This is a genomic window from Acinetobacter sp. ACNIH2, assembly GCF_002934965.1.
In the GTDB taxonomy this organism is placed as follows: Bacteria; Pseudomonadota; Gammaproteobacteria; order Pseudomonadales; family Moraxellaceae; genus Acinetobacter; species Acinetobacter tandoii.
The window spans coordinates 2,719,160-2,743,006 of the sequence record NZ_CP026412.1 but is presented as its reverse complement, the minus strand read 5'-3'; the positions used below and the strand labels follow the sequence as shown (position 1 = coordinate 2,743,006).

General features: G+C 39.2%; 25 protein-coding genes. 12 read left to right on the top strand and 13 right to left on the bottom strand.

Features of this window, described 5'->3' with window-relative positions; all coding sequences use genetic code 11:
* Positions 1–6: 6 nt before the first annotated feature.
* Genes C3F34_RS12900 through C3F34_RS12890 form a run of 3 tightly spaced genes read right to left on the bottom strand, consistent with a single transcriptional unit; the run spans position 7 to position 1,680 of the window.
* Entirely contained in the window at positions 7–267 is a 261-nt protein-coding gene (locus C3F34_RS12900) for a phosphopantetheine-binding protein (protein WP_016166724.1), read from the bottom strand.
* Positions 260–1,063, bottom strand: a complete 804-nt coding sequence (locus C3F34_RS12895) for a lysophospholipid acyltransferase family protein (RefSeq protein WP_104441760.1) — start codon at positions 1,061–1,063, stop codon at positions 260–262. Before C3F34_RS12895 ends, C3F34_RS12900 begins: the two co-directional genes overlap by 8 nt.
* A complete protein-coding gene (locus tag C3F34_RS12890) occupies positions 1,057–1,680 on the bottom strand; it encodes a beta-ketoacyl synthase chain length factor (RefSeq protein WP_104442352.1) in 624 nt (207 codons plus the stop codon). Before C3F34_RS12890 ends, C3F34_RS12895 begins: the two co-directional genes overlap by 7 nt.
* 309 nt (positions 1,681–1,989) lie before the next feature.
* Here C3F34_RS12890 and C3F34_RS12885 point away from each other — a divergent pair, with 309 nt between their 5' ends.
* Together C3F34_RS12885 and C3F34_RS12880 are read left to right on the top strand one after the other, a co-directional pair.
* Positions 1,990–3,204 (top strand): DUF1615 domain-containing protein, encoded by a 1,215-nt coding sequence (locus C3F34_RS12885; protein WP_104441759.1) that lies wholly within the window; start codon positions 1,990–1,992, stop codon positions 3,202–3,204.
* Positions 3,171–3,818: an HAD-IB family hydrolase gene (locus C3F34_RS12880; RefSeq protein WP_016166728.1), complete on the top strand. Its 648-nt coding sequence runs from the start codon at positions 3,171–3,173 to the stop codon at positions 3,816–3,818. The genes C3F34_RS12885 and C3F34_RS12880 overlap by 34 nt, the downstream gene beginning before the upstream one ends.
* A gap of 79 nt (positions 3,819–3,897) precedes the next feature.
* On the opposite strand, the gene grxD is transcribed toward C3F34_RS12880, so the two are convergent.
* The gene (gene grxD / locus C3F34_RS12875; RefSeq protein WP_016166729.1) at positions 3,898–4,239 is read right to left on the bottom strand and encodes a Grx4 family monothiol glutaredoxin; all 342 of its coding nucleotides are present in this window, start codon (positions 4,237–4,239) and stop codon (positions 3,898–3,900) included.
* 239 nt (positions 4,240–4,478) lie between these two features.
* On the opposite strand from grxD, the gene C3F34_RS12870 reads away from it, so the two are divergent.
* Positions 4,479–5,690: an aspartate aminotransferase family protein gene (locus tag C3F34_RS12870; RefSeq protein ID WP_104441758.1), complete on the top strand. Its 1,212-nt coding sequence runs from the start codon at positions 4,479–4,481 to the stop codon at positions 5,688–5,690.
* 75 nt (positions 5,691–5,765) lie between these two features.
* Here C3F34_RS12870 and C3F34_RS12865 read toward each other — a convergent pair whose 3' ends face one another.
* From C3F34_RS12865 to surE, 3 genes are all read right to left on the bottom strand, one after another.
* Positions 5,766–6,695: a LysR family transcriptional regulator gene (locus C3F34_RS12865; protein ID WP_016166731.1), complete on the bottom strand. Its 930-nt coding sequence runs from the start codon at positions 6,693–6,695 to the stop codon at positions 5,766–5,768.
* Positions 6,696–6,790: 95 nt separating this feature from the next.
* Complete coding sequence (locus C3F34_RS12860) at positions 6,791–7,600, bottom strand: peptidoglycan DD-metalloendopeptidase family protein (RefSeq protein WP_044740269.1); 810 nt, start codon at positions 7,598–7,600, stop codon at positions 6,791–6,793.
* A 126-nt stretch (positions 7,601–7,726) separates the two neighbouring features.
* Positions 7,727–8,494: a 5'/3'-nucleotidase SurE gene (gene surE, locus C3F34_RS12855; protein ID WP_044740268.1), complete on the bottom strand. Its 768-nt coding sequence runs from the start codon at positions 8,492–8,494 to the stop codon at positions 7,727–7,729.
* A gap of 104 nt (positions 8,495–8,598) precedes the next feature.
* On the opposite strand from surE, the gene C3F34_RS12850 reads away from it, so the two are divergent.
* The 4 genes from C3F34_RS12850 (at position 8,599) to C3F34_RS12835 (ending at position 11,439) form a co-directional block, all read left to right on the top strand.
* Positions 8,599–8,970: an MCR_0457 family protein gene (locus C3F34_RS12850; RefSeq protein ID WP_016166792.1), complete on the top strand. Its 372-nt coding sequence runs from the start codon at positions 8,599–8,601 to the stop codon at positions 8,968–8,970.
* A 178-nt stretch (positions 8,971–9,148) separates the two neighbouring features.
* Complete coding sequence (locus C3F34_RS12845; RefSeq protein WP_044740267.1) at positions 9,149–9,532, top strand: MCR_0457 family protein; 384 nt, start codon at positions 9,149–9,151, stop codon at positions 9,530–9,532.
* A gap of 118 nt (positions 9,533–9,650) precedes the next feature.
* Positions 9,651–10,799, top strand: coding sequence for a D-alanyl-D-alanine carboxypeptidase PBP5/6 (gene dacC / locus C3F34_RS12840; protein ID WP_044740266.1), 1,149 nt, complete (start codon positions 9,651–9,653; stop codon positions 10,797–10,799).
* 100 nt (positions 10,800–10,899) lie between these two features.
* Positions 10,900–11,439 (top strand): gamma carbonic anhydrase family protein, encoded by a 540-nt coding sequence (locus tag C3F34_RS12835; protein ID WP_044740318.1) that lies wholly within the window; start codon positions 10,900–10,902, stop codon positions 11,437–11,439.
* Positions 11,440–11,699: 260 nt separating this feature from the next.
* On the opposite strand, the gene C3F34_RS12830 is transcribed toward C3F34_RS12835, so the two are convergent.
* On the bottom strand, positions 11,700–12,497 hold the full coding sequence (locus C3F34_RS12830) for a hypothetical protein (RefSeq protein WP_104441757.1): 798 nt from the start codon (positions 12,495–12,497) through the stop codon (positions 11,700–11,702).
* 317 nt (positions 12,498–12,814) lie between these two features.
* On the opposite strand from C3F34_RS12830, the gene C3F34_RS12825 reads away from it, so the two are divergent.
* From C3F34_RS12825 to C3F34_RS12805, 5 genes are all read left to right on the top strand, one after another.
* The gene (locus C3F34_RS12825) at positions 12,815–13,300 is read left to right on the top strand and encodes an NUDIX hydrolase (RefSeq protein WP_044740265.1); all 486 of its coding nucleotides are present in this window, start codon (positions 12,815–12,817) and stop codon (positions 13,298–13,300) included.
* Between the two features lie 4 nt (positions 13,301–13,304).
* Positions 13,305–14,441 carry a tRNA 2-thiouridine(34) synthase MnmA gene (gene mnmA, locus C3F34_RS12820; RefSeq protein WP_104442351.1) on the top strand — a complete coding sequence of 379 codons (1,137 nt, stop codon included), beginning with the start codon at positions 13,305–13,307 and terminating at the stop codon, positions 14,439–14,441.
* Between the two features lie 14 nt (positions 14,442–14,455).
* Positions 14,456–15,187 carry a high frequency lysogenization protein HflD gene (gene hflD, locus C3F34_RS12815; RefSeq protein WP_016166800.1) on the top strand — a complete coding sequence of 244 codons (732 nt, stop codon included), beginning with the start codon at positions 14,456–14,458 and terminating at the stop codon, positions 15,185–15,187.
* Positions 15,188–15,244: 57 nt separating this feature from the next.
* A complete protein-coding gene (gene purB, locus C3F34_RS12810) occupies positions 15,245–16,633 on the top strand; it encodes an adenylosuccinate lyase (protein WP_044740264.1) in 1,389 nt (462 codons plus the stop codon).
* A 73-nt stretch (positions 16,634–16,706) separates the two neighbouring features.
* Complete coding sequence (locus C3F34_RS12805; RefSeq protein WP_016166802.1) at positions 16,707–17,357, top strand: DUF2238 domain-containing protein; 651 nt, start codon at positions 16,707–16,709, stop codon at positions 17,355–17,357.
* A gap of 247 nt (positions 17,358–17,604) precedes the next feature.
* Here C3F34_RS12805 and sohB read toward each other — a convergent pair whose 3' ends face one another.
* From sohB to C3F34_RS12780, 5 genes are all read right to left on the bottom strand, one after another.
* Positions 17,605–18,567 carry a protease SohB gene (sohB, locus tag C3F34_RS12800; protein WP_016166803.1) on the bottom strand — a complete coding sequence of 321 codons (963 nt, stop codon included), beginning with the start codon at positions 18,565–18,567 and terminating at the stop codon, positions 17,605–17,607.
* A 197-nt stretch (positions 18,568–18,764) separates the two neighbouring features.
* Positions 18,765–19,676: a phosphate ABC transporter ATP-binding protein PstB gene (gene pstB / locus C3F34_RS12795; protein WP_016166804.1), complete on the bottom strand. Its 912-nt coding sequence runs from the start codon at positions 19,674–19,676 to the stop codon at positions 18,765–18,767.
* Positions 19,677–19,689: 13 nt separating this feature from the next.
* Positions 19,690–21,081 (bottom strand): phosphate ABC transporter permease PstA, encoded by a 1,392-nt coding sequence (pstA, locus tag C3F34_RS12790; RefSeq protein ID WP_016166805.1) that lies wholly within the window; start codon positions 21,079–21,081, stop codon positions 19,690–19,692.
* Positions 21,078–22,457, bottom strand: a complete 1,380-nt coding sequence (gene pstC / locus C3F34_RS12785; protein ID WP_016166806.1) for a phosphate ABC transporter permease subunit PstC — start codon at positions 22,455–22,457, stop codon at positions 21,078–21,080. Before pstC ends, pstA begins: the two co-directional genes overlap by 4 nt.
* A gap of 99 nt (positions 22,458–22,556) precedes the next feature.
* Positions 22,557–23,582, bottom strand: coding sequence for a substrate-binding domain-containing protein (locus C3F34_RS12780; protein ID WP_016166807.1), 1,026 nt, complete (start codon positions 23,580–23,582; stop codon positions 22,557–22,559).
* Positions 23,583–23,847 lie beyond the last annotated feature (265 nt).

Here is a 23,847-nt window from a genome sequence, read left to right as displayed (position 1 = left end):
AACCTCTTATGCCGTTTGTTGCATTTCAACCAAAGCCACTAAGCTTTGAATTGATTTAAAATATTCTTTAGTTTCAGTCGACTCTGCATTCAAATGTATGCCATAGCGCTTTTTCAAAGCTAAACCTAATTCTAAAGCATCAATTGAGTCCAAACCCAAACCATCACCAAATAAAGGTGCGTCTGTATCAATGTCGTCAATACTGATGTCTTCAAGGGCAAGGACATCAATAATCATTTGCTTTAATTCATCAGCAAGATTACTCATTTACGGATAACTCTTGGTTAAAAAACCACTGTAATTGTTGATTTAATTGACGCACATTTTTGGGATTAACTGTTACGTCATCCAATACGTCTTCCACACGAATTGCATCCAGTACTTTCACTTGAATATGAAAGGGACGATCTGGAATATGATACCATTTTTCGTTTTTCGTGAGTGTCGATGGTGTACACGTAATCAATACGGGACGAATCGGGACTCCAGCACGCAACGCAATATTAGATGCGCCACGTTGAAAATCATTCAACTGTTCACCCTTTGCGGTCCGCGTCCCTTCAGGAAAAATGAGCAAAGATGCTGCATGATCTTGTTGTAATTTTGACACACAATCCTGAATAAACTGTTCAGAACCCGCATTTAAAATATAACCTGCATTTTGTACGGGCCCTTTGGTAAATGGGTTTGACCATAGCGTCTGTTTCACGACACAGTTCGCCCGCTCCATCAAGCCAATTAAAACCACTACATCTATCAGTGTCGGATGATTGGCAATCACCAGTTCTTGTTGACTTTGTTGTAGTTTCTCTAAGCCCTCAACTTCATAAGTCATAATGCCGAGTTTTACCATCATTTCGGTAAAACCCTTAAAGCTATGCTTAATAACCTTTTGTGTCCGCTGCGTGCGAATATCCAAGTCTTGTGAACTCAACTTCACCATTGGGGCAATCAAAGCACCAATCGCTACACCACCAAGACCAAAACTGGCAAAACTCAATCCAGTCGCACCAACACGCCAAATATAATTGGCTTTTTGTTTTACTTGCAGTTTTTTTAGCATTTGGTCCACGCTTCGTATTGACTCTGGTCAGTGTTTTGCCAGAAATCATAAAATTTCAAAGCCTGTTTAAAATGTACTTCTGCTTCAAGCAGGGTATTGGGATTCACGATCAAATTGACTGGCTGCAATGAAACTAAAGCTGCCATCGAAAAAGCAGAAAACGCTTGATGCTCTACATAAATATCGGGTAATGGTTCTTCATAATAAACCACTAAGACTTGGCGTGCATTGGGGGCTGTTTTTAACCATGCATATGCTTCAATTAAACCATCATTCCATGAGCCAGCTAAACTGGTTGCTGGAGTGGCATCCTGACATAAAATGGAATATAACCCAGAAATTGCATTATGCACTGAAGTCGAAAACTGGGTCGGCGATGGTGTTTGATCATTCAGCACATCTTGCAAAATAGTGAGGGTTTTCGCCTCATCGCCACATTGTGACACCCATACAATATAATCAGCTTTTCCAAGATCTAAAACGTGGATAGCATTATTTAATGCAAGTTTCGCAAGTGATGATAACCGTCGACGCTGCATCGCAGGTATTCGCGCTATAGAGCTCAGCTCCTGATCTGCCAGGCTCATAGTTAAGTTGGATACGTGTAGTTGCATCATGACAAGCAGTTTTTTTAAAAAATTATTATCAATGCTAAAATTATAGCATTTACACAAAAAGAACACAAAAACAACGAAAGATTAAAGTTTACAATCAGGTTTCATATCGCCTCATGTTTAGAACCCGCCAGCAATTCAATAAAATATTTAAAAGCCTTCATCCTTCTCATCCATCTTTTAAAGGCAACAACTAAATTATTTGACAGTTGATAGGAGGCAATATACATATATATTCATAACTTTTAATCAGCAACATAGTATACTGCACCTGCTCTATTTGCTCACCCCCTTACCTATTGTCCAGAGACTATGAGAAAAACTGCTTTTTCTGTATCCCTAATTCAATCACTAAAGCCATTAAGTGTATTAGCACTCTCATTTAGTCTTATTGCCTGCGGCGATCACTCATGGTGGAAAGATGACGAGCCTACTTTAAATAGTGATCAAATTAATCGTCTTATTCCTTCACGTGTAAATGAGCGCAGTTCTTGGGCCAAAGATATTTTTGACATTACCGAGCAGTTAGGTATTCCTCAAACTAAAGAAAATATTTGCAGTATTGTGGCTGTAGTCGATCAAGAATCTAACTTTGTTGCCGATCCTAAAGTGCCTGGTTTGGGTGAAAAAGCAGTTAAAGAAGTGCAAGACCGTCTCACCGAAAGATTTACCGATAAATTGGGTGAAAACATTGGTGGGACAGTTGCTGGTTATTTTGAAGAAGTTTTAAAAACCCAGCCTAGTCCCGAAGATAATTACTTAAGCCGAATGCGCCGCGTACAAACTGAGCGCCAATTGGACGAACTTTATCGGGAAATATTCGACTACATGTCGCAACATTATCATGTCAGCGCACTTACAGGCGCAGCCAAATTGGTTGGACAAGATGTCGGTGAAAAAATGAACCCAATTACGACTTTGGGTTCTATGCAGGTTCACATCGGCTATGCCAAAGCACATAAACGTCAAGGTGGCAGTATTGCAGAGCTACGTACAGACCTATACAGCCAATACGGCGGACTATATTACGGCATTCACCGTTTAATGATGTATCCAGCGGATTATGACAAGGCGATTTACCGTTTCGCTGATTACAACTCAGGTATGTATTCAAGTCGCAATGCAGCTTTCCAAAGCATGTTAAATGACTTGACCGAAGCTGAACTTAGCCTTGACGGTGATCTTCTACTTTATAATAAAGATGGGTCTGTACGTTCAGCAAAAAGTGAATCAGAGCGTGAGTTAATCAATGTATTTGCTCAAAATAATATTTTAGTTACACCACGCCAAATTCGCAGCGATTTAAAGAAAGAAAAAGAGAAAGACTTTGAAGAAACTGCGACTTATCGCGCAGTGACTAAATTATATGAAGAAAAAACGGGTAAAAAGGCATTTTATGCCATGATGCCTCAAGTCGTCATTTCTGGACCAAAATTAAGTCGCGATTACAATACCAACTGGTTTGCCAGCCGTGTAAATGGACGTTATGAAACATGTATGCAACGGGCGAAACGCATAAAAATCTAGCATTATTCGATTTTGATGGCACTTTGTGCAAAAAAGACAGCTTTACTGGCTTTATTTTTTTTGCACTCTCCAAAAGACATATCGTCAAACAAGGCTTGAAACTCCTACCATGGATTCAAGCCTACTATTTAAATGTCTACCCTGCTCACGCCATGCGACCAAAACTGTTTTATGGCATGTTTAAAGACATTGATTATGCTGAAATTCTACAAATTGCTGAAGAATATGCACATCAACTGATGCACGAATTAGACCCTAAATTTATTGAGCAATTGCGCCAACATCAAGCACTTGGACATGACGTGGTTTTGGTTTCAGCATCAGTCGATTTATATCTAAAACCATTATGCCAATTATTGTCGATTGATCTTATTTGTACTGAAACTGAAATTCGAGATGGTCGACTTACAGGATATTATCAATCTGCCGACTGTAGTCGAATTGAAAAGAAAAACCGTATTTCTCAGCAATACTCTGTGGCTGAATATGCAAGCATTTACGCTTATGGCAATAGTGAAGAAGATCTCGAAATGTTCAGCCTTGCCCAATACACCTATATGGTAGGACGAGACCAGAAACTTCCAGCTTTGCCAGCTCATTTAAAAATGGCTTAAGCTCCAATATCAGTTTTAATTTTCAAGCATAAAAAAAAGCCAACATGATGTTGGCTTTTTTACTTACAGCAGAAACAAATTATGCTTCTGGTGCTGGACTGTATTGTTCAACTAAAGGCTTTAATTCACCTTTTTGGAACATATCAAGCATGATATCGCTACCACCGATCAACTCACCGTTAATCCACAATTGTGGGAATGTCGGCCAGTTTGCAATACGCGGTAATGTTGCACGAATATCTGGATTTTCTAGAATATTAACGTAAGCAAATGGACGACCAATTTGACTGAGTGCTTCTACAGCACGAGCAGAAAAACCACACTGTGGAAATTGCGGAGTGCCTTTCATATAAAGAAGAACTGCGTGTTTAGCAATCTGGTCACGAATTAACGCTTCTGTATCGCGTGTTTGTTCAGTCATTGATGAATCCTCAACTAATCTGCCTTGCATTATACCCAAAACACAACAAAACAGTATGCTTAAAGCAATATTTCCAGTTTTATTTACATTCAGGCTTTAATTCTAGATGAGATTTTGCTTATATAGGGTTTGTTTTTCAGTTCTGTCCAGAATTGTAAAATCAATCCACTAACATCCCCCTACTTTCGGTAAACCGATGCTAGTGAAGTCTATTATTTCTTTTCAAATACGAGTTAGTTATGAATACCTTTACTCAAGCCCCTATACAAACTGATCAACCATCTCATTTGATGCCTGTGTTTGGCCGTCAGCCGATCAGCTTTGTCCGAGGCCGAGGAACGTATTTATACACTGCGGATGGAACTGAATATTTAGATGCCTTAACAGGGATTGCAGTTTGTGGTTTAGGACACTCGCATCCTGAAGTGACCCAAGCTATTGCAGAACAAGCGGGTACGCTTATTCATACCAGCAACTTATTTGAAGTCCCTTGGCAAACTGCTGCTGCACAAAAACTTGCACAAGTTGCAGGCATGGAAGAAGTATTCTTCTCGAACAGTGGCGCAGAATCGAATGAAGGTGCAATCAAAATTGCACGTAAATTCGGACACTTACAAGGTATTGCAACACCTAAAATTATTGTCGCAGATCATTCATTTCATGGGCGTACCTTAGCGACTTTATCTGCTACAGGCAATAAGAAAGTCCAAGAAGGCTTTGGACCTTTGGTTGAAGGTTTTATTCGCGTACCTTTTGGTGACGTAGAAGCCATTGAAGAAGCTGCAATTCAACATCCAGATATCGTGGCTATTCTGGTTGAACCTATTCAAGGTGAAGGCGGTGTAAATACTGCACCACAAGGCTTTAGCTATTTAGAAGATATTCGTCGTATCTGTAATCAACACAATTGGTTAATGATGCTTGATGAAGTTCAAACAGGTAATGGTCGTACTGGTAAATATTTTGCTTATCAACATACCAATATTGTACCAGACGTACTTACCACTGCTAAAGGTTTGGGTAATGGCTTCCCGATTGGTGCTGTGATGACCCAAGGTCGTGGTGTAGGTGTACTCACTGCTGGAAACCACGGTTCAACTTATAGCGGTACAGCTTTAGGTTCGCGTGTAGTTTATACTGTTATCGATGTGATCGAGAAAGAAAACCTAGTTGAAAATGCAGCGAATATGGGCAGCTATATTGTGCAAGAGTTGGCACAACAACTTTCTGATCAAAAAGTCGCTGTTCGTGGTTTTGGCTTGATGATTGGTATCGATTTGCCTAAACCATGTGCCGAATTAGTTCATATTGCACGCGATCAACATCACCTGATTATTAATGTAACCGCGGGTTCAGTGGTTCGTTTATTACCACCGTTAAACATCACTCAAGAGCAAGCAGATCAATTGATTCAACGTCTAGTCACTATGATTCAAGCTTACCTTGCTTAAGCACAATGCGATGTAATACATGTTACATCGCTTAACAAAAAAAGCCGCTTTTAGCGGCTTTGTTATTTCAGCTTTTTATGAAGCTTCTTGATAAATTCTGCCACCGGGTAATTGGCAAAAATATTGTTTCAATGCATCTAAACAGCGGTGAATTTTCATCGGCTGTTGTTCACGTTTCGATGTAATTGCATATAAATAGAAATTAGGCAATTTCCACTCTGGTAATACTTCTACCAATGCACCATTGACTAAATCTTTTTGAACATCAAGATATAAAATTCGAGAAATTCCATGTCCTTGTAGACATAAAGACTTGGCAACCAACACATTATTGGTGGTCAAACGTGAGTTCATTTCAATACTCACAGATTCACCAGACATACCATGTTGGAAAGCAAAACTTTCATAGTTTTTCATTAAGTTAACGGGAATCAGATCATGATTCTTTAGATCTTCAGGACGCGAAATTGGTGCCGTCTGATTTAAATAACTTGGTGAAGCAACTAACACTTGTTCAACGCGGGCCAATGGAACCGCATGTAAACTTTGATCTTCAATTTTCGGACTCATGCGTAACGCAATATCAATTCGACCTTCAATCAAATCAATATAATGATTGTCCGCTTCCAAATGAACAGCTAAACCTCGATGGGCCGACATCCAATGTGATAATGCAGGAATAACGTGATTTGCACCTAACTCTGGAGTTGTTGCAATACGCAACTCCCCAACTAGGTCATCACGTAATTCGTTAATACGAATCTTCCCACGCTCTGCAGCAGCTAGCATCTCTTGGCAGCTATGAAAAAAAGCTTGTCCAGCTTCAGTCAAACTCAATTTCCGTGTCGAACGATGTAGAAGGATCACTTCCATCTCGTGTTCTAAAGAACGAATCTGTTGGCTTACAGCACTTGTAGTAATTCCTAACTCTCGTGCGGCTCCGCTAAACGAACATTTTTCCACAACACAAGCAAACACTCCCATTGCTCGAAGTTGATCTAACATAAATTTCCCTCTAAACTTATGAGATGCTCCTACCTTTCGATAAAAGCAACTCATTGGATTATACGGTGAAATTTTAAAGTTGTAATGATCTTAATTTAATTTATTGGTAAAACATTAGTCGGATTGATTGGCTTACCATTTAAACGTACCTGAAACTCAAGCATGGTACGGCTTGCACCAGATGAACCCATCTCTGCAATTTTTTGACCAGCCGTTACATTTTCTCCGCTTTTCACAATCATCTTACTGTTATGTGCATAAGCCGTAATATAACCATCAATATGCTTAACTAAGATTAAATTACCATATTCTTTCAGCCCATCAGCAGCATAGACCACTTGACCATTTGCTGCGGCATACACTGGATCACCCACATTACCACTATAACGAATACCTTTCACATTATTGGCTAAATTGAAGTTTTCAATGACTGCGCCATTCGATGGCTTAACCCAACGTAAAGAAGTTACCTGCGTTGGAGTAACAGGTACAGAGTTGGTCGAAGGTGTTGTTGTGACTGATGGCGTGGTTGGTAAAGTAATTGCCTGACGTTGAATCGGAGCAGTTTGTGTAACTGCCTGTGTCGTTGTAGTACGACGGCTATTACCCGAGCCTTTCAACTTAAGTGACTGTCCTACATAAATACGATACGGCGGCGCAATATCATTCATATCGGCAATGCTGACATAACTTAGTCCGTAACGTGCCGCAATTCCACTCAAGGTATCGCCAGAGCGCACCGTATAATAGTCTGGTGCCGTTGCGTAACGGGTTGGATTATTAATCTGAGGTTTGGATGCACATCCACTTAAAATAACAGTGGTAACAATAGCTGTTGAGATGACTAGGGTTTTCAACAATGCTGTTGGCGTAGCAAAGATCCGATTTTGCGACATCGCAGGCATTTATCTTCCTCTCTATATATGTCGTTATTGGTTTTCATGCGCGTAAGAGTAGCAAAAATATTTTGAAAAAATCCGCATTCACGGACTTTTTCACAAAGTTACAACATTTACAAGACTTTTGATGCTTTAGCGATACTGTTCATGTAAGTTCTGTAAAATTTCATAATTGGTCGCATCCATTTGAATGGGTGTAATACTGACAAAACCATTTGCAACAGCAAAGAAATCTGACTCAATCCCCGCAATTCCTTGTTTTGGTTCAGCCACCGCCTCTCCCGACAAACCAATCCAATATACTTGGCGACCACGTGGATCGACATGACTAGTAATCGGTTTGGATTGATAGCGGCGACCTTGATAGGTAATTTTCTGACCTTGCAGCTCAGCAACATCAGGAATATTAATATTCAAAATATGACGCGGTGGTAACTCTGGCAAACCTGCCTGAATGAAGTCGTGTACCCATTGTGCCGCAACTGCATAATCTTCTGGATGCTCATAACCACGTACATTGCTTCCTGCTAAAGAAACTGCGATTGCAGGCTGTTTCATTAAACGCCCTTCAAATGCTGCACCAACTGTTCCTGAATACAGCACGTCATCACCAAGGTTGGCACCGCTATTAATGCCACTGACCACCAAATCAAATTCAAAGTCGAAGAGTCCATTCATGGAGAGATACACACAATCTGCGGGTGTGCCATTCACCGCCCAAACATCTGGCGCAATTGAGATTGGTCGCAGCGGTCGATCTAAAGTTAAAGCACTGGAAAAACCACTTCGTTCACTTTCAGGTGCCACAATCACCACACGACCTAATGGTTTTAACGCATGTGCTAAAGCTTGTATCCCTGGCGCAAAAACACCATCATCATTGGCAATAAGAATATTCACAAAAAACTCGCTTTAAAAAGTGACTGACTAGAACATTTCATTGAATTATATGTGAAATTATATATATTAGCGCTCAATATCTATCACTAAATGAGTGCCTTACAATGATTAAAACTTTATCATTTCGTAGTGTTTTGGGGTTTGGTCTTGCAGTTTTATTTACTCAAGCAGTTAACGCAAATGATGGTTTAAGCCCAGAAGAAGCAAATAGCATTGTAAAAGAAGATATCGCTTCCACCCAAATTATGGCTGAAGTTTGCCCTGCAGTTATTGGGAAAAATGCAAAATTAGATGCAAATGTAAAATTACTCACGCAAATGTATTTAAAAGACTACACTGGCTCAATGACTTTAGATCAACTGCAAGCTGACCCAGAGTACAAATCTATTTTGCAAGAAACACGCAAAGCTGCCCAAGAAACCAGTAAAGAAGAACAACAAGCTGTATGTATGGATGTTGTTGAATATCAAGCGTAATTGCTAAAATTGCTTACGAATGACTTCAAATCAAGTTATTCGTAAGTTCAAGCCAGCCTTTTCCAAAGTCCACAACTTCTTCACTATTTCAACCATTTATATACATTTCCCCTCTTCCATTTCTACATAATCTGTTTAACCTTAGCTCAAATAGATTGATCTTTTGAGTTTATTCTTTATGAAATTCGCCGCTTTAAAAACAACATCTTTAGCTTTACTCACCGCTTTTACTTTTTCTTTCGCTCATGCTGAAGAAAGCAAAGACGAAAATATTGAAGTCACACCAAACCAAACAGTTACTCAACAAGAACTCGCTGCCATTTATGTACTTTCAGAAATCTGCCCGAGCCTAATTGACAATAAAAATGGCTTTGAACAAGGCTATGCCAAACTCGCACAGGAACATCTTCCTGAGGAAAAAGATGCTGTTTCTGCTTTGGCTGAATTAAGTAAAAATAAAAAATTTAAACCAATTTTAGCCGAGGCAAAATCTGATGCTAAAACTGCGGGCGATGATAAAAATAAAGAAATCTGTCAAGAATTGACCACCTATAGCAATTGAAACAAATTGGTTACAATACTTTTGAAATAAGCCGATTTCATAGGTAGAAGTCGGCTATGCTTTGTCCTAGAATGCTAAGTTCTTTGTGCTTACATCAAGATATTGGAACCCGCTAGAAATGATCCGTAAAAGCGCCCTTGCTGCAACATTACTATTACCAAGTTTCTCTTTCGCAGCAACTGTCTTATCTACGCCGCCAGAACTCAATAATAAATCTTATGTTTTGATGGACTATGAGACAGGGCAAATCCTCGCAGCGAAAAATGAAAATGAAAAGTTAGCACCTGCTTCAATGACAAAAATGATGACCAGTTACATCATTGAACAAAAACTGTTGAAGGGCGAGCTCACTGAAGATGAAAAAGTTCGTATGAACGAATCTGCATGGTGTCGTGGTAGTAGCACAGAATCATGTATGTATGTTCCTTTAAACGGTACTGCGACTGCCTTAGAAATGTTGCGTGGTATTATTATTCAATCGGGTAATGATGCATCTAAAGCAATGGCTGAACACATTGCTGGAAATGAAGGTACTTTCGCTTACATGATGAATGAAGAAGCGAAACGTATGGGCATGACCAATACCCACTTCATCAACTCGACTGGTATGCCAGCAGATGGCCATTACTCAACTGCAAAAGATATGGCAACACTTGCACAACATATCATTCATGACAGTTCAAAATATTACCCAATCTATTCTGAAAAAGAATTTACCTTTAATGGGATCAAACAAGGCAACCGTAATGCCTTGCTTTATACAGATCCAAGTGTAGACGGTTTAAAAACAGGTCATACTGAAGAAGCAGGTTACTGTGTAACCACTTCATCAAAACGTGGTCCAATGCGCTTGATCTCTGTGGTATTTGGTACGCCAACCATACAAGAGCGTGCGACACAAACACGTAGCTTATTGGCTTGGGGCTTTGCAAACTTTGAAACGGTAAAAGTACAGCCTGCGAACCAAGTTTTAGCTAAAGCAAAAGTTTACTTTGGTAAAGAAAACGAAGTTCAAATTGGCTTGGCTGAAAACTTCAACGTGACCATGCCTAAAGGCAAAGCAGATGCAATTAAAACGCAACTTGTGGTTCAACCTAAACTGACTGCTCCTTTACAAAAAGGTCAAGTAGTAGGTAAATACGTTGCGAGCTTAGATGGCAAAGTGATTTCAGAAAAACCTTTGGTTGCATTACAAGCAGTTGAAGAAGCAGGATTCTTTGCACGTTTAATCGACCATATCAAACAATTCTTCGCAAACTTATTTTAAGATTTAACACCTTAAACTAAAGTTAAAGCATTCGTATGCAAATACGGATGCTTTTTTCTTTTATACTCAGATATAAATTGCTGAATGATGCTGTATGAACATGAAAAAAAATATCCGTCCTTATCTCGATAGCAAACCGAAGATTGATGCAAGCTGCTATGTTGATGATGCCTCTATTGTGATTGGAGACGTCGTACTGGCTGATCATGTTTCCGTATGGCCTTTTGCCGTGATTCGCGGTGATGTAAACAGTATTCGCATTGGTAAATACAGTAATGTGCAAGATCATTGCATGCTACATGTTAGCCATAAAAATGATGCTAAACCGAATGGTTCTCCCCTTATTATTGGTGAAGATGTCACGATTGGACATCATGTCACTTTACATGGCTGTACTATTGGCAATCGTGTATTGGTCGGAATCAACAGTATCGTTTTAGATGATGTGATTATCGAAGATGATGTAATGATTGGCGCAGGTAGTTTAGTTCCACCACGTAAACATCTAGAAAGTGGATATCTCTATGTCGGTAGCCCAGTGCAAAAATCACGCCCATTAACCGATAAAGAAAAAGAGTTTTTAACTTATTCTGCACGACACTATGTGAAAGTGGCAAATAATTACCGAGAACGAGATTAATATTCAGCGTAAAGTTTATTGTAAATAGCCCCTTAGTTTGGGGCTATTTTTTGATACTGTGTATAAGTAGCATCATGTTAAATATAATATCAATTATTTAATTTATACCTTTGATTCTAATATTATATTTATTTTACTTTAAGTGAAAATCTTTTTTTCTCATCAATAAACCCACAAGAATTTACATGAAATTTAATCACTTGTGGATAATTATCACTTCTTAAACTTGCCACACTTAGTAACAATCCATAATACATAACTTATTTAATATTATTAAAATTATAACCCCTATATAAATCATAAATATAAACAATATCATCCCCATTTAACTGTTCTATATTTAACCTCATTATTACTTCATTAGATTTCATTTTATTAGTGTCATTTTTCGTAACAACCCAAAATCCGGATCCATTAAATGCATTATTTATCAATTCACTGTCACAACAGCGAGGATCAATATCATATCTATGAATACTATATGTATTTTTATCTATTTTTTTCAAACTAGATAAAGGAAGGATTCCAATTGAACCTACCACTACAGAATATGTCAAAGGTAAATTTTTCAAATAATCAATATCAACACTATTATCTTCTTTCCATAAGCTACGTAGCCCATCACGAGAATGATCAATATTTAAACACCTATTATTTATTAAGCATTCTTTCCGATTACTATATTCCTCTACCGTAGCAACAGCAACTAAGCCAAAATTTTCTTCAAATGATTTTTTAATATCTGCTTTTTTTATCAGTTCTATAATTTTATCTTTATCACTTAAATCATATTTAGAAGCAAATACCTTATTATCATCAACATACCATCCTTGATTTTTTTCTTTTATTGTTTGTTCCAATCGAATTTGAATAATATCCGCCTTAAGATTTCTCAATTTTTCTTGATCTGAAAGATATTTTCCTTCTGCTGTACAGTAACCACGTCTATCGTTATATTCTTCATATTGCCAAATGATTAGCTTGAATAAAAAATAAAAAAGAAATGCGGATATTAATAACAGTGTAGAGTAAAGTATAAATTTATCTGAAGCTTTCATCTGACACCCTGATTGCTGCAAAATATGGCTTTTATTTTTTAAATTTTATTTAAAATCAATATCTTATGCAAAAAAATGATTATTTAAATAGCAATTTTTATTACTAGACGGCATATTCTTCAACACATGAAAGCAGCTTTTATTTCATATATAACAGGTTTACTCCTATAATTTCAAAAATTTAGTAGAATTTTAAGAAATAAAACTGAATGACCAAAACAACAGAGGATTGATTCCCCCGAAGAAAACTGTCTGTCAACATAGCCACCGCCTCCTAAATTTTGTAGAATACTCCTTTTATTCCATGGTACTTTTTTATGACCGCTTGGGCAGCTCATGTCACCGTAGCCACTGTCGTTGAAAAAGACGGAAAGTTTTTGTTTGTCGAAGAACACAGCGAAGGTATTACACATACGGTGTTTAACCAACCTGCTGGGCATGTTGAATGTGGTGAAAGCATTATTCAAGCAGCGGTTCGTGAAACCATGGAAGAAACAGGTCATGCGGTTGAAGTAGATGCTCTACTAGGCATTTATACTTACACTCCGCCTATGTTCCCTGATCGTACTTATTTTAGATTTTGTTTTTTAGCACATGTTCTAGAGTATTTTCCTGAAGCTGAACTCGATCAAGGTATTGTTGGTCCAAAATGGATGACCCTAGATGAACTTCAAGAAACTGCTCGCGCACGTAGCCCTTTAGTCATTAAAGCGGTCAAAGATGCGCTCGCTGGGCAAAAATACCCTTTATCGCTCGTTTATGAGCACCAAAACTCTCCTCTTATCTCAAATCTGGATGCTTAATCCTATGCAACAACGTGTCATCGTCGGTATGTCTGGTGGTGTAGACTCTTCTGTATCTGCAGCACTTCTTCTTCAACAAGGATATCAAGTTGAAGGACTTTTCATGAAGAACTGGGAAGAAGATGACGGCACGGAATACTGTACGGCCATGGAAGACCTTGCCGATGCACAAGCCGTTTGCGATAAAATTGGAATTAAATTACATACCGCAAATTTTGCGATGGAATATTGGGATCGTGTGTTTGAACACTTCCTCGCTGAATATGCTGCTGGTCGTACCCCAAACCCAGACATTTTGTGCAATAAAGAAATTAAATTTCGCGCCTTTCTCGACCATGCGGTGAATTTAGGCGCCGACTTTATTGCTACAGGTCATTATTGCCGTCGTGGTGAAACCATGACCAACTCACGTGGTGAAGAATATGCGCCTTTACTACGTGGTTTAGATCAAAATAAAGATCAGACTTATTTCTTACATGCCGTACATGGTCGTGAAATTAATAAAACCTTGTTCCCTGTAGGTGAAATTGAAAAACCTCAAGTTCGCCGCATTGCAGAAGAGCTAGGTTTAGTCACTGCGAAGAAAAAAGACTCAACTGGCATTTGTTTTATTGGAGAACGTCGATTTAATGACTTCTTGAAACAATACCTGCCTGCTCAACCTGGAAAAATTGTGTTGGATAATGGGAAAGAGGTTGGTGATCATCACGGCTTAATGTACTATACGCTCGGTCAGCGTGGTGGCATTGGCATTGGCGGTATGAAAGGTGCTGAAGAAGGTGCTTGGTTCGTCTTGCACAAAGATATTGCAAATAACCGTCTCGTCGTTGGCCAAGGTCATGATCACCCACTCATGCAAAGTACGATGCTTTGGAGTGAAGCGATTGACTGGGTTGCAGGTGAACAAGACATCCCTGCTACAGGTTTCCGCTGTACAGCTAAGACCCGTTATCGCCAACCTGACCAAGCTTGCGTATTATATAAAGATGACACGATGCCAAACGGTGTTCGGGTTGAATTTGATGAATCACAACGTGCTGTTACTCCAGGTCAGAGTGTCGTGTTTTATTTAGATGATATTTGTTTAGGTGGTGGTGTCATTCATCATACCAATGCGCCTAAGCCAGATTTTATTGCATAAAAGGATTGTTCGGTATGGTTGAGTTACCGTTTCAACAGCCTCAAACTTTAAGTCAACGTCAAAATCGTGCATTGGCGCTTGCGGCTGTGTTTCAGGCAACACAACTCACCCATATGACCGCTATTTCTGGGCGACAGAGCATCGGAGATAGCGGGAATTTCTATTTAGAGCAGCTCATTAAAGCCAGCCTAAATATTCGTCCGACCTCCAATCAATCCTGCCAAACCTTGGACTTTTTCAACCAACTCGCTGATATTTCGCTTGGTTTAAAAACCTTAGAAAGTAGTATTACCCAGCCATTTAATCCTGCACCAAAATCTCGCTTACCTAAACTTTCAAATGCTAAGCTTCCGATGTCCTATGCTATGGCATTATTACAATTAGAAAAGAAGGTGTATAGCAATCCAAAGTTTGTAGAAATTATTGAAAAATCACAGCAAAAGATTCTGAAACAACTCTCTTTTTTCGACAATAATTATACGCATCCGAGCATTCTTGCAAACTTAGCCCAAACCTATGTCGATACCGCAGGACAAATTAATCCTCGCATTATGGTACGTGGCAATGCAGAAGCATTTAAGGATACAGCGCACACCAATCGAATTCGTGCTGCCCTCTTTACCGGTCTACAAATGGCACATTTGTGGCGTCAGCTTGGAGGAAGCTCTTGGAGCATGATTTTTAGCAAACGTAAATTGCTTCAAGATATTCAAGATCTCGCTCGTTTACAGTATCAGGTGGTTTAACCTAATGCTGTACGAAATTTTCGTTTTACGTTTTATTCCAAAGTTTAAGGAATCACCATGAACGCTTTAACTGCACTTTCTCCATTAGATGGACGTTACGCTAGCAAATGTGATGCTTTGCGTCCTTTCCTCTCTGAGTTTGGTTTAATCCATGCTCGTGTGACTGTTGAAGTGCGCTGGTTGCAAGCGCTTGCGAACCACCCTGAAATTGTTGAAGTTCCAGCATTTACAGCTGAAACAAATGCAGCTTTAGATGCTATCGTTGCTCAATTTTCTGAAGAAGATGCAAACAGCATTAAAGAAATTGAACGAACAACCAACCATGACGTAAAAGCGGTTGAATATTTCTTAAAAGAAAAAATTGCCAATATTGATGAACTTAAAAATGCGGGCGAATTTATTCACTTTGCATGTACATCTGAAGACATCAACAACTTGTCTCATGCATTAATGTTGAAAAATGGTCGTGATGTATTGGTTGCTTCTATGCAACAAATTATTGATGCAATTGTGGTATTGGCTGAGAAACACGCTGAACAACCAATGCTTTCTCGTACACACGGTCAAACAGCAAGCCCAACAACTTTGGGTAAAGAAATGGCAAACGTAGCTTACCGTTTAGCGCGCCAAATCAAGCAGTTCCAAAATGTGGAATTACTTGGCAAAATTAATGGCGCCGTAGGTAACTACAATGCACATTTATCAGCTTACCCAAACATTAACTGGCCTGCACATTCACAAGCATTTGTTGAATCTTTAGGTTTAGACTTTAACCCGTATACCACGCAAATTGAACCACATGACTACATGGCGGAACTTTTTGATGCTTTACGTCGTTACAATACGATTTTGATCGATTTTAACCGCGATGTATGGGGTTATATTTCTTTAGGTTTCTTCAAACAAAAACTTAAAGATGGTGAAGTCGGTTCTTCAACGATGCCACACAAAGTGAATCCAATTGACTTCGAAAACTCTGAAGGTAACCTAGGTCTTGCGAATGCTGTATTGGCGCACCTAGGTGAAAAATTACCAATCTCTCGTTGGCAGCGCGACCTTACTGACTCAACTGTTCTTCGTAACATGGGTGTTGGTTTTGCTCAAAGCTTAATCGCATTTGAAGCATGCTTAAAAGGTATTGGTAAACTTGAACTCAATGCTGCGCGTATTCTTGAAGATCTAGACAACGCTCAAGAAGTACTTGCTGAACCAATTCAAACGGTTATGCGTCGTTATAACGTAGAAAAGCCATACGAAAAATTGAAAGCCCTTACACGCGGTCAAGCTATGACACGTGACATGATGGTTGACTTCGTCAATGGTAATGAACTTGAAGCTGTACCAGCAGCCGATCGTGCACGTTTAGCTGAAATGACGCCTGCAAGCTACACAGGTAATGCTGCTGAACAAGCAAAACAAATTAAAGATTTAATTGCTAAAATCTAATTTGCTGTTAATTTAAAAAGCGAAGCTTAGGCTTCGCTTTTTTTATGCTTAACTATTTATATGAATAAATTTAATGATCGAATACCAACTGACTTTAAAACACTGGCTTTGCTTAGCGTTCATTGCTACTACAATTTTAATTACCAGTATTCACCCTCTAGAATTCGAATCATATTTACTTCATCAAGCAGGAACAATTTTTATGCTTATTGTTCTGTTCATTATGATGAAAAAGATCGGACTGAGTTTTCTTACTTTTAGCCTGTACTTGGGTTTCCTATTCATTCATATTATCGGTGCGCATTATTTATATTCCTATGTGCCCTATAATGAATGGTTCAAGCAAGTTTTTCATTTTGATTTAAATCAAACCATGGGCTGGACACGCAATATGTACGATCGATGGGTACATTTAGTCTATGGACTGCTCCTCTATCCTTTTTTCTATCGTGTGTTTCAAGTTTGGTTACCTAGTCTCAAACCTTATGTACTTTTCCTTTTAGTGATCCAGTTTGTGATGGCAACCAGCCTGATTTATGAATGGGTCGAATGGTTAATTGCCATTCAACTTTCTCCAGAAGATGCTGAAAACTATAACGGTCAACAAGGTGACATCTGGGATGCTCATATGGACATGCTGTTAGCAACAATAGGTTCTTTAATTTATGGCATTTTGTACTTAATCTATCCTGCCCTTACCGCAAATTCCACATCTAAAAAATAAATATTACACAGGACAAAAATACGATTCGGATAATTCGAAAGATGAGCAACTGCCAAATAACTGTAAGTTAAAGAAGCACTCAGTCAATCTTAGCATTTGGGGTTATTGTGATGGTGCGATTCATATCACAACTTCTCATTATGAATTTATAAAGGCTTCATACCAATACAAGTTGATTTGAAAATTAAAATGCAGAAAAAATGCCCATAAAGGGCATTTTTAAATTTCATCATTTTATACATTAAAATTAAAGCTTAGGATCGCGCATTTGCACCAAATTCGCATTTGCCTTACTTAGACTTTCCATTACTTTATGCATCACAGTTGGAACCAATTGGTCTGCAATTTGTGCTGCCTGTAGGCCAATTTTTTCACCTAAAGTTGGTTTACGACGAGTTTGAATCACATAAACATCATGTTGTGGTAACAAGCTCAATAGGTATTCATCTGAAGTCTGAAGCTTATCGACCAAATTCAAATCTAGCGCATCACGCCCATACCAGTGTTCGCCTGTCGCAACCTTTTCAACATTTAACTGCGGACGGTATTTTTCGACAAAGTGCTTAAATAACTCATGGGTTTGTTGCAACTCTTCTTCAAATTTTGCTTTACCTTCAGGAGTATTTTCACCAAACATAGTCACTGTGCGTTTAAATTGTCCTGCTGTGTACAACTCAAAATCAACATGATGTTCTTTCAGCAAACGGTTAAAGTTGGGTACTTGTGCAACCACACCGATAGAACCAACCACCGCAAATGGTGCAGCAATAATCTCACTGGCAATGCATGCCATCATGTAACCGCCGCTCGCTGCAACTTTATCGACACAAATGGTTAAATGAAAACCTGCATCACGTAAACGCACCAACTGGGCAGCAGCTAGGCCATAACCATGTACCATACCACCAGGGCTTTCTAAACGAACAACAACACGGTCACGACCTGCCTTAGCAGTCGCTAAAATAAGAGTTATTTCTTCACGAATATTATCTACAGCAGATGCTGCGGTATCGCCTTTAAAGTCCAATACATAGATTTTTTGATTGTTCTTTTTACGTGCGCGTGCTTCTTTCGCCAATTGTTGTGTCAATTGTAAAAGCTCTAATTTTGAAGCAGTCGTTTGCGCAATTTTTTTTCTTTGTTCATTTACGCGTGCATTTAAGTGACTAACTCGTATTTCCGCAGGCAACTTCGGCAATTGAAATAACATATGTAAGTAATTCTCAATTTTGTTTACATTGAGTATAAGATGGGGCTTTTATAGTGAAAATTCAATATCGTTTTTGCAATAATATTGGGATAAAAATTGCCTTGTAATTATTGGCCTTTCTAACTTAAATCAGGAAAAATTTTGCAGGTAAAAAAAACCGCAAATTAAAATTTGCGGTTAGATACAAGTAGATCTGATTAACCAAAACGACCTGTAATATATGCTTCAGTAAGCTGATGATCAGGTTGCGTGAACACTTTTTCTGTCGAGTTCACTTCAATCAAATCACCCAAGTGAAAGTAAGCTGTACGGTCTGAAACACGTGCCGCTTGTTGCATTGAGTGTGTCACGATTGCAATAGTGTACTGTGTTGAAAGCTCGGAAATTAGTTCTTCCACTTTTGCTGTCGCAATTGGATCGAGTGCAGAACATGGTTCATCCATCAAAATCACTTCTGGACTCACCGCAATGGTACGTGCAATACATAAACGTTGTTGCTGACCACCTGATAAACCTGTCCCTGGTTGATTCAGACGGTCTTTAACTTCATCCCAAAGACCTGCTTTACGCAAACTGTTTTCAACAATTTCTTCCAAGTCGTATTTATCACGTGCCAAACCGTGTAGTTTTGGACCATACGCAACATTGTCAAAAATAGACTTTGGAAATGGATTTGGCTTTTGGAAGACCATACCTACTTGCGCACGCAGTAACACCACATCTAGATTTGGATCATAAATGTCCTGATTATCCAACAAGACTTTACCCGTCACACGGCATGAATCAATGGTGTCATTCATGCGGTTTAAGGTACGTAAAAAAGTCGATTTACCGCAACCTGAAGGACCAATAAAGGCAATCACTTCATTTTGATAAATTTCTAAATCAATCCCTTTAATGGCTTCAGCATCGCCATAATAAACATGAACATCAGAAGTACTGAGTTTTACTTTGGCAGTTTCATTTTCTTTTTTTGCAGACGCTTGCGTATCAAACTGCGAAATAAACGACGTTTGACGCTTTGAATCAGCTTCAGGAGATGTAAATTGAGTCTGTTGTGGATTCACTGACTTGTCCTGCTCTAAAGAGTTATTTACAACGGTATTCATATATTGCCCTCAATTACCAGCGGACTTCAAATTTCTTACGTAACCAAATTGCAAGACTGTTTAATCCAATCATTAATGCAAGAAGTACGATAATGGCTGCCGCAGTACGTCCTTCAAAGAAGTTGCGTAACTCATTGCCCTGCCATAAATAAACTTGTACAGGTAATGCTGTGGCTTGATCTAATGGTGTACTAGGAATACTGGCAACAAAGGCACTCATTCCAATTAATAGTAGTGGTGCAGTTTCACCCAGTGCATGTGCAACACCGATGATTGAACCTGTCATGATCCCTGGGAGTGCTAAAGGAAGCACATGATGGAATACAGTTTGAATGCGCGATGCACCCAAACCTAATGCAGCTTGGCGAATGGATGGCGGAACTGCTTTTAAAGATGCGCGTGTGGTAATAATTACCGTTGGCAAAGTCATTAAACTTAATACCAAACCACCAACCAATGGCGCAGACAATGGTAACTGCATCCAGCCAATAAATATTGCTGCACCCAACAAACCGAATACAATCGAAGGAACGGCTGCAAGGTTGTTAATGTTCACTTCAATAATATCGGTAACAATATTTTTGGGCGCAAATTCTTCAAGATAGATTGCTGATGCCACCCCAATTGGAATTGAGATAAAAATCACAATCAACATCATGAACAGCGAGCCCATAAATGCACCTGCTAAACCTGATGTTGCTGGCGCACTACGTGAATCTGGATTGGTGAAAATATTGGTGTTAAAGGTATTTTCAATTACACCTTTCGCTTCCATAGAATCAGCCAACTGACGAACTTCTGGGCTTAATTGCTGTTGCTCATCAGGAAGACTACGGTCAATGTTCCCCGCCAACCATACATCGACATTGGCATCAGTTAACAACTTAATATCTTCTGTTTTACCAATCAACGTTGGATCAGCCAACACCATATCACGTAAACGGTACGATTCTGAATCAGTATAAATACTGGTAAGTTCGTCACGTTGAGCTGCCAGTGACGGATCTTTTTTAATCAGACCATTCACAATCAGTGCATCCCAGTCAACCATTCCCATTTCGGTTTGCCAAGCCACATAACGCTCTTGAAACTGTGCTGGAGACTCTCCTGCACGCTGTACAGGTTTAGCACCCGCATTCACAATCGTTGGGTCAAAATACACTGGAACTGACATACTGGTTTGCCAGAAGGCAGGCAAACCTTTCGCCAAAATACTGCCAAACAGTAAAACCACGAAGAATAAGCCAGAGATTACTGCTGCAAAGCCAAATCCACGAAAGATTTTTTCCTTGCGGTGACGTTTAGATAATGAGTTTTCAATAATCTTTTTACGTTTTTCGCGCAATTCAGCAGCCGATTGCGAGTCAAATGTTTGACCCATAGAAGAAGAATTCGATGTGCTCATTCGTATTGCTCGCGATATTTACGCACGATGTAAAGTGCAATAATGTTCAGACCCAAAGTAATCACAAATAAGGTCAGACCCAATGCAAAAGCAACCAATGCTTGAGGGCTGGCAAAATCTGTATCCCCTGTTAATTGCTTCACAATCGTCACTGTTACGGTTGATACTGCTTCGAGTGGGTTTGCATGAAGTAATGGACTATTACCTGCGGCTAAAACCACAATCATGGTTTCACCAACAGCACGAGATACTGCAAGTAAGAAAGCCCCTGTAATGCCAGGTAAAGCTGCAGGCAAAACTACTTTTCTGATTGTTTCAGACTTGGTTGCACCTAAACCTAAAGAACCATCGCGTAATGCACGAGGTACCTGAGTGATAATGTCGTCTGAAAGTGAAGATACGAATGGAATAATCATGATGCCCATCACGAATCCAGCCGTCAACGCACTGGTCGCATTGATGTTCACGCCGACTTGTTCACCGAGCATTCTAAAGAATGGACCAATGATCATCATCGCAAATACACCATAAACAATGGTTGGAATACCTGCGAGAACTTCAATAGCTGGCTTTGCCCAAGAACGGAAGCCTGAAGAAGCATATTCAGCCAAGTAAATGGCAATCATGAGACCTAAAGGTACTGCAACCAGTAGTGCAATACCACTAACCATCAAGGTTCCCCAAATTAATGGGAGCAGACCATAACTGCCTTCCGCATTGCCTGAAGTACTAAAACCTGGGTTCCATTCAGTACCAAAGAAGAAATCCATTGGGCTGACAAAACGGAAGAAATGCATGGCTTCAGTAAACATCGACATCACAATACCGACGGTTGTCAGAATTGCCACGCCCGAACACAACGCCAAACCAATATTGATGATTTTTTCAACTTGGTTTCGTGCTCGGTATTGTCCTTGTACACGTTTTTTTGCCCAGACTAAACCGACTAAGGCAGCACAAATCACCACAGCTAATTTTGCAAAAGAACCAATACTTTCAACCTTTGCCAATTGTTGTGCAGCCGCGATTTCATATGGCGCAGCTTGATCACTTACCCCAAAACCTGATGCAATTGCCTGTACACGATCTAGAAGTACTTCAACACCCGCAGCATCTAAACCACTTAATACATTTGCAGGAACATTGTTCATGACAATGTGACGCAAAATATTGGGTTCAACGATATTCCAAACAATCAAAATTAAAAAAGCAGGGATACCACACCACAACGCAACCAATGCCCCATAATATCCTGGGCGTGAATGCAACATTGCTGAGTTATTTCCCTTACCTGCTAAGTTACGACTTTTTGCGAGACCAATTTGGTAAGCGATCGCAATTATGGCCAGTAACACGCCTATAAGTAGCAGATTCATGTATTCTCCACCGTTTTTTCAATTTTCATTCTTTGAAAAAACTCACTATGTACAAAAAGCCAATGGTGGGAGATCCCACCATTTGCCTATTTCACTGAATTACTTAACAGCTTTGCCTGCTTTAAAGTCAGCAAGAATTTTTGCACGCTCTTTGTCTGACATAGAAATCAAGCCTGCCTTTTCTAACTTAGAACCTTTACCTGAAACTTTCTTGTTTAAGAAATATTCCGTGTATTGTTGTAAGCCTTTGATTGATTGAAGGTGCTCACCTTTCACGTAGAAGAACAATGGACGTGAAACAGGGTAAGAGCCATTCAGAATTGTCTTCTCAGATGGCGCAACGTTGTTCACTGTCGCTACACGTAACTTGTCACGGTTTTGATCGTAGAAACCTAAACCAAACACACCTACTGCACTTGGAGAAGTTTTCAAGCGAGCCAATGTTTCAGTGTAGTCGCCTGCAATTTCAATGACTTTGCCGTCTTTACGGAAAGCTGAACATGCTTTCTTCTGAGCATCTTTATCTAACTTCTTGAAGTAATCGTAAGATTCACAACCAGCTTCAACCATTTTCTCTTGGAACACTTCACGTGTACCGTGGTTTGTAGCAGGAATTACAAGAGTAATTGGTTCGTTTGGAAGTGTTTTGTCAATTTGGTTCCAACGTGTATATGGGTTTGGAACTAACTTACCATTTGATGGTAATTTTTCAGCTAAAGCTGCAAATACATGGTAAGGCTTTAACTTGTATGCTGCTTTGTGTGAGTTTGACGCAAAAACAATACCGTCATAACCAATTTTGATTTCGTGAATTTTGTTTACGCCTGCTTTTTTACAAGCAGCTAATTCTGTATCTTTAATTTTACGTGATGCATTTGCCACATCAATCGTATTGTCACCTACACCTGCACAGAACTGTTTTAAACCGCCTGAAGTACCACCAGAACCCACAACTGGAGTTTTATATTGCGGAAATGTATTACCAAATTCTTCAGCTACAATACTTGCATATGGCAATACTGTTGAAGAACCAGCGATTTGAATTGTGTCACGTGCTGCATTTGCAGTTGTTGCTACAGCTGCCCCTGTTACTGCCAATGCAAGTGCGATGTGGTTTAAGCGCATACTCATCTCTCTTAATGTGTGCAATTTGAAGTACGTCACTTTTTTATTCAGTTTTGTACTTTTTTCGATATATGCATTTTGATTTTAAAATATGACAAATAAGTTACAGCAATATGACGCTTTTATGATATTTGGAGCTTGAATGATGATTTATTTAAAATTCTTTTAGATTCAATATGTAACATAAATTATATTCTTATTTTTATGTTTTAATTACTAGCTGTAAAGTGTAACAATTCATCTTGATGTCATTTTTACATGCTTT

Excerpts from the sequence above, each read along its gene's own strand:
- C3F34_RS12895 (WP_104441760.1), bottom strand. The coding sequence starts at position 1,063 with ATGCTAAAAAAACTGCAAGTAAAACAAAAAGCCAATTATATTTGGCGT.
- C3F34_RS12890 (WP_104442352.1), bottom strand. The coding sequence starts at position 1,680 with ATGATGCAACTACACGTATCCAACTTAACTATGAGCCTGGCAGATCAG.
- C3F34_RS12830 (WP_104441757.1), bottom strand. The coding sequence starts at position 12,497 with ATGAAAGCTTCAGATAAATTTATACTTTACTCTACACTGTTATTAATA.
- C3F34_RS12850 (WP_016166792.1), top strand. The coding sequence starts at position 8,599 with ATGATTAAAACTTTATCATTTCGTAGTGTTTTGGGGTTTGGTCTTGCA.
- C3F34_RS12825 (WP_044740265.1), top strand. The coding sequence starts at position 12,815 with ATGACCGCTTGGGCAGCTCATGTCACCGTAGCCACTGTCGTTGAAAAA.
- purB (WP_044740264.1), top strand. The coding sequence starts at position 15,245 with ATGAACGCTTTAACTGCACTTTCTCCATTAGATGGACGTTACGCTAGC.
- dacC (WP_044740266.1), top strand. The coding sequence starts at position 9,651 with ATGATCCGTAAAAGCGCCCTTGCTGCAACATTACTATTACCAAGTTTC.
- sohB (WP_016166803.1), bottom strand. The coding sequence starts at position 18,567 with ATGTTATTTCAATTGCCGAAGTTGCCTGCGGAAATACGAGTTAGTCAC.
- C3F34_RS12835 (WP_044740318.1), top strand. The coding sequence starts at position 10,900 with ATGAAAAAAAATATCCGTCCTTATCTCGATAGCAAACCGAAGATTGAT.
- pstC (WP_016166806.1), bottom strand. The coding sequence starts at position 22,457 with ATGAATCTGCTACTTATAGGCGTGTTACTGGCCATAATTGCGATCGCT.
- grxD (WP_016166729.1), bottom strand. The coding sequence starts at position 4,239 with ATGACTGAACAAACACGCGATACAGAAGCGTTAATTCGTGACCAGATT.
- mnmA (WP_104442351.1), top strand. The coding sequence starts at position 13,305 with ATGCAACAACGTGTCATCGTCGGTATGTCTGGTGGTGTAGACTCTTCT.
- C3F34_RS12900 (WP_016166724.1), bottom strand. The coding sequence starts at position 267 with ATGAGTAATCTTGCTGATGAATTAAAGCAAATGATTATTGATGTCCTT.
- pstB (WP_016166804.1), bottom strand. The coding sequence starts at position 19,676 with ATGAATACCGTTGTAAATAACTCTTTAGAGCAGGACAAGTCAGTGAAT.
- C3F34_RS12870 (WP_104441758.1), top strand. The coding sequence starts at position 4,479 with ATGAATACCTTTACTCAAGCCCCTATACAAACTGATCAACCATCTCAT.
- pstA (WP_016166805.1), bottom strand. The coding sequence starts at position 21,081 with ATGAGCACATCGAATTCTTCTTCTATGGGTCAAACATTTGACTCGCAA.
- C3F34_RS12805 (WP_016166802.1), top strand. The coding sequence starts at position 16,707 with ATGATCGAATACCAACTGACTTTAAAACACTGGCTTTGCTTAGCGTTC.
- C3F34_RS12865 (WP_016166731.1), bottom strand. The coding sequence starts at position 6,695 with ATGTTAGATCAACTTCGAGCAATGGGAGTGTTTGCTTGTGTTGTGGAA.
- C3F34_RS12885 (WP_104441759.1), top strand. The coding sequence starts at position 1,990 with ATGAGAAAAACTGCTTTTTCTGTATCCCTAATTCAATCACTAAAGCCA.
- hflD (WP_016166800.1), top strand. The coding sequence starts at position 14,456 with ATGGTTGAGTTACCGTTTCAACAGCCTCAAACTTTAAGTCAACGTCAA.
- C3F34_RS12860 (WP_044740269.1), bottom strand. The coding sequence starts at position 7,600 with ATGCCTGCGATGTCGCAAAATCGGATCTTTGCTACGCCAACAGCATTG.
- C3F34_RS12880 (WP_016166728.1), top strand. The coding sequence starts at position 3,171 with ATGTATGCAACGGGCGAAACGCATAAAAATCTAGCATTATTCGATTTT.
- C3F34_RS12845 (WP_044740267.1), top strand. The coding sequence starts at position 9,149 with ATGAAATTCGCCGCTTTAAAAACAACATCTTTAGCTTTACTCACCGCT.
- C3F34_RS12780 (WP_016166807.1), bottom strand. The coding sequence starts at position 23,582 with ATGCGCTTAAACCACATCGCACTTGCATTGGCAGTAACAGGGGCAGCT.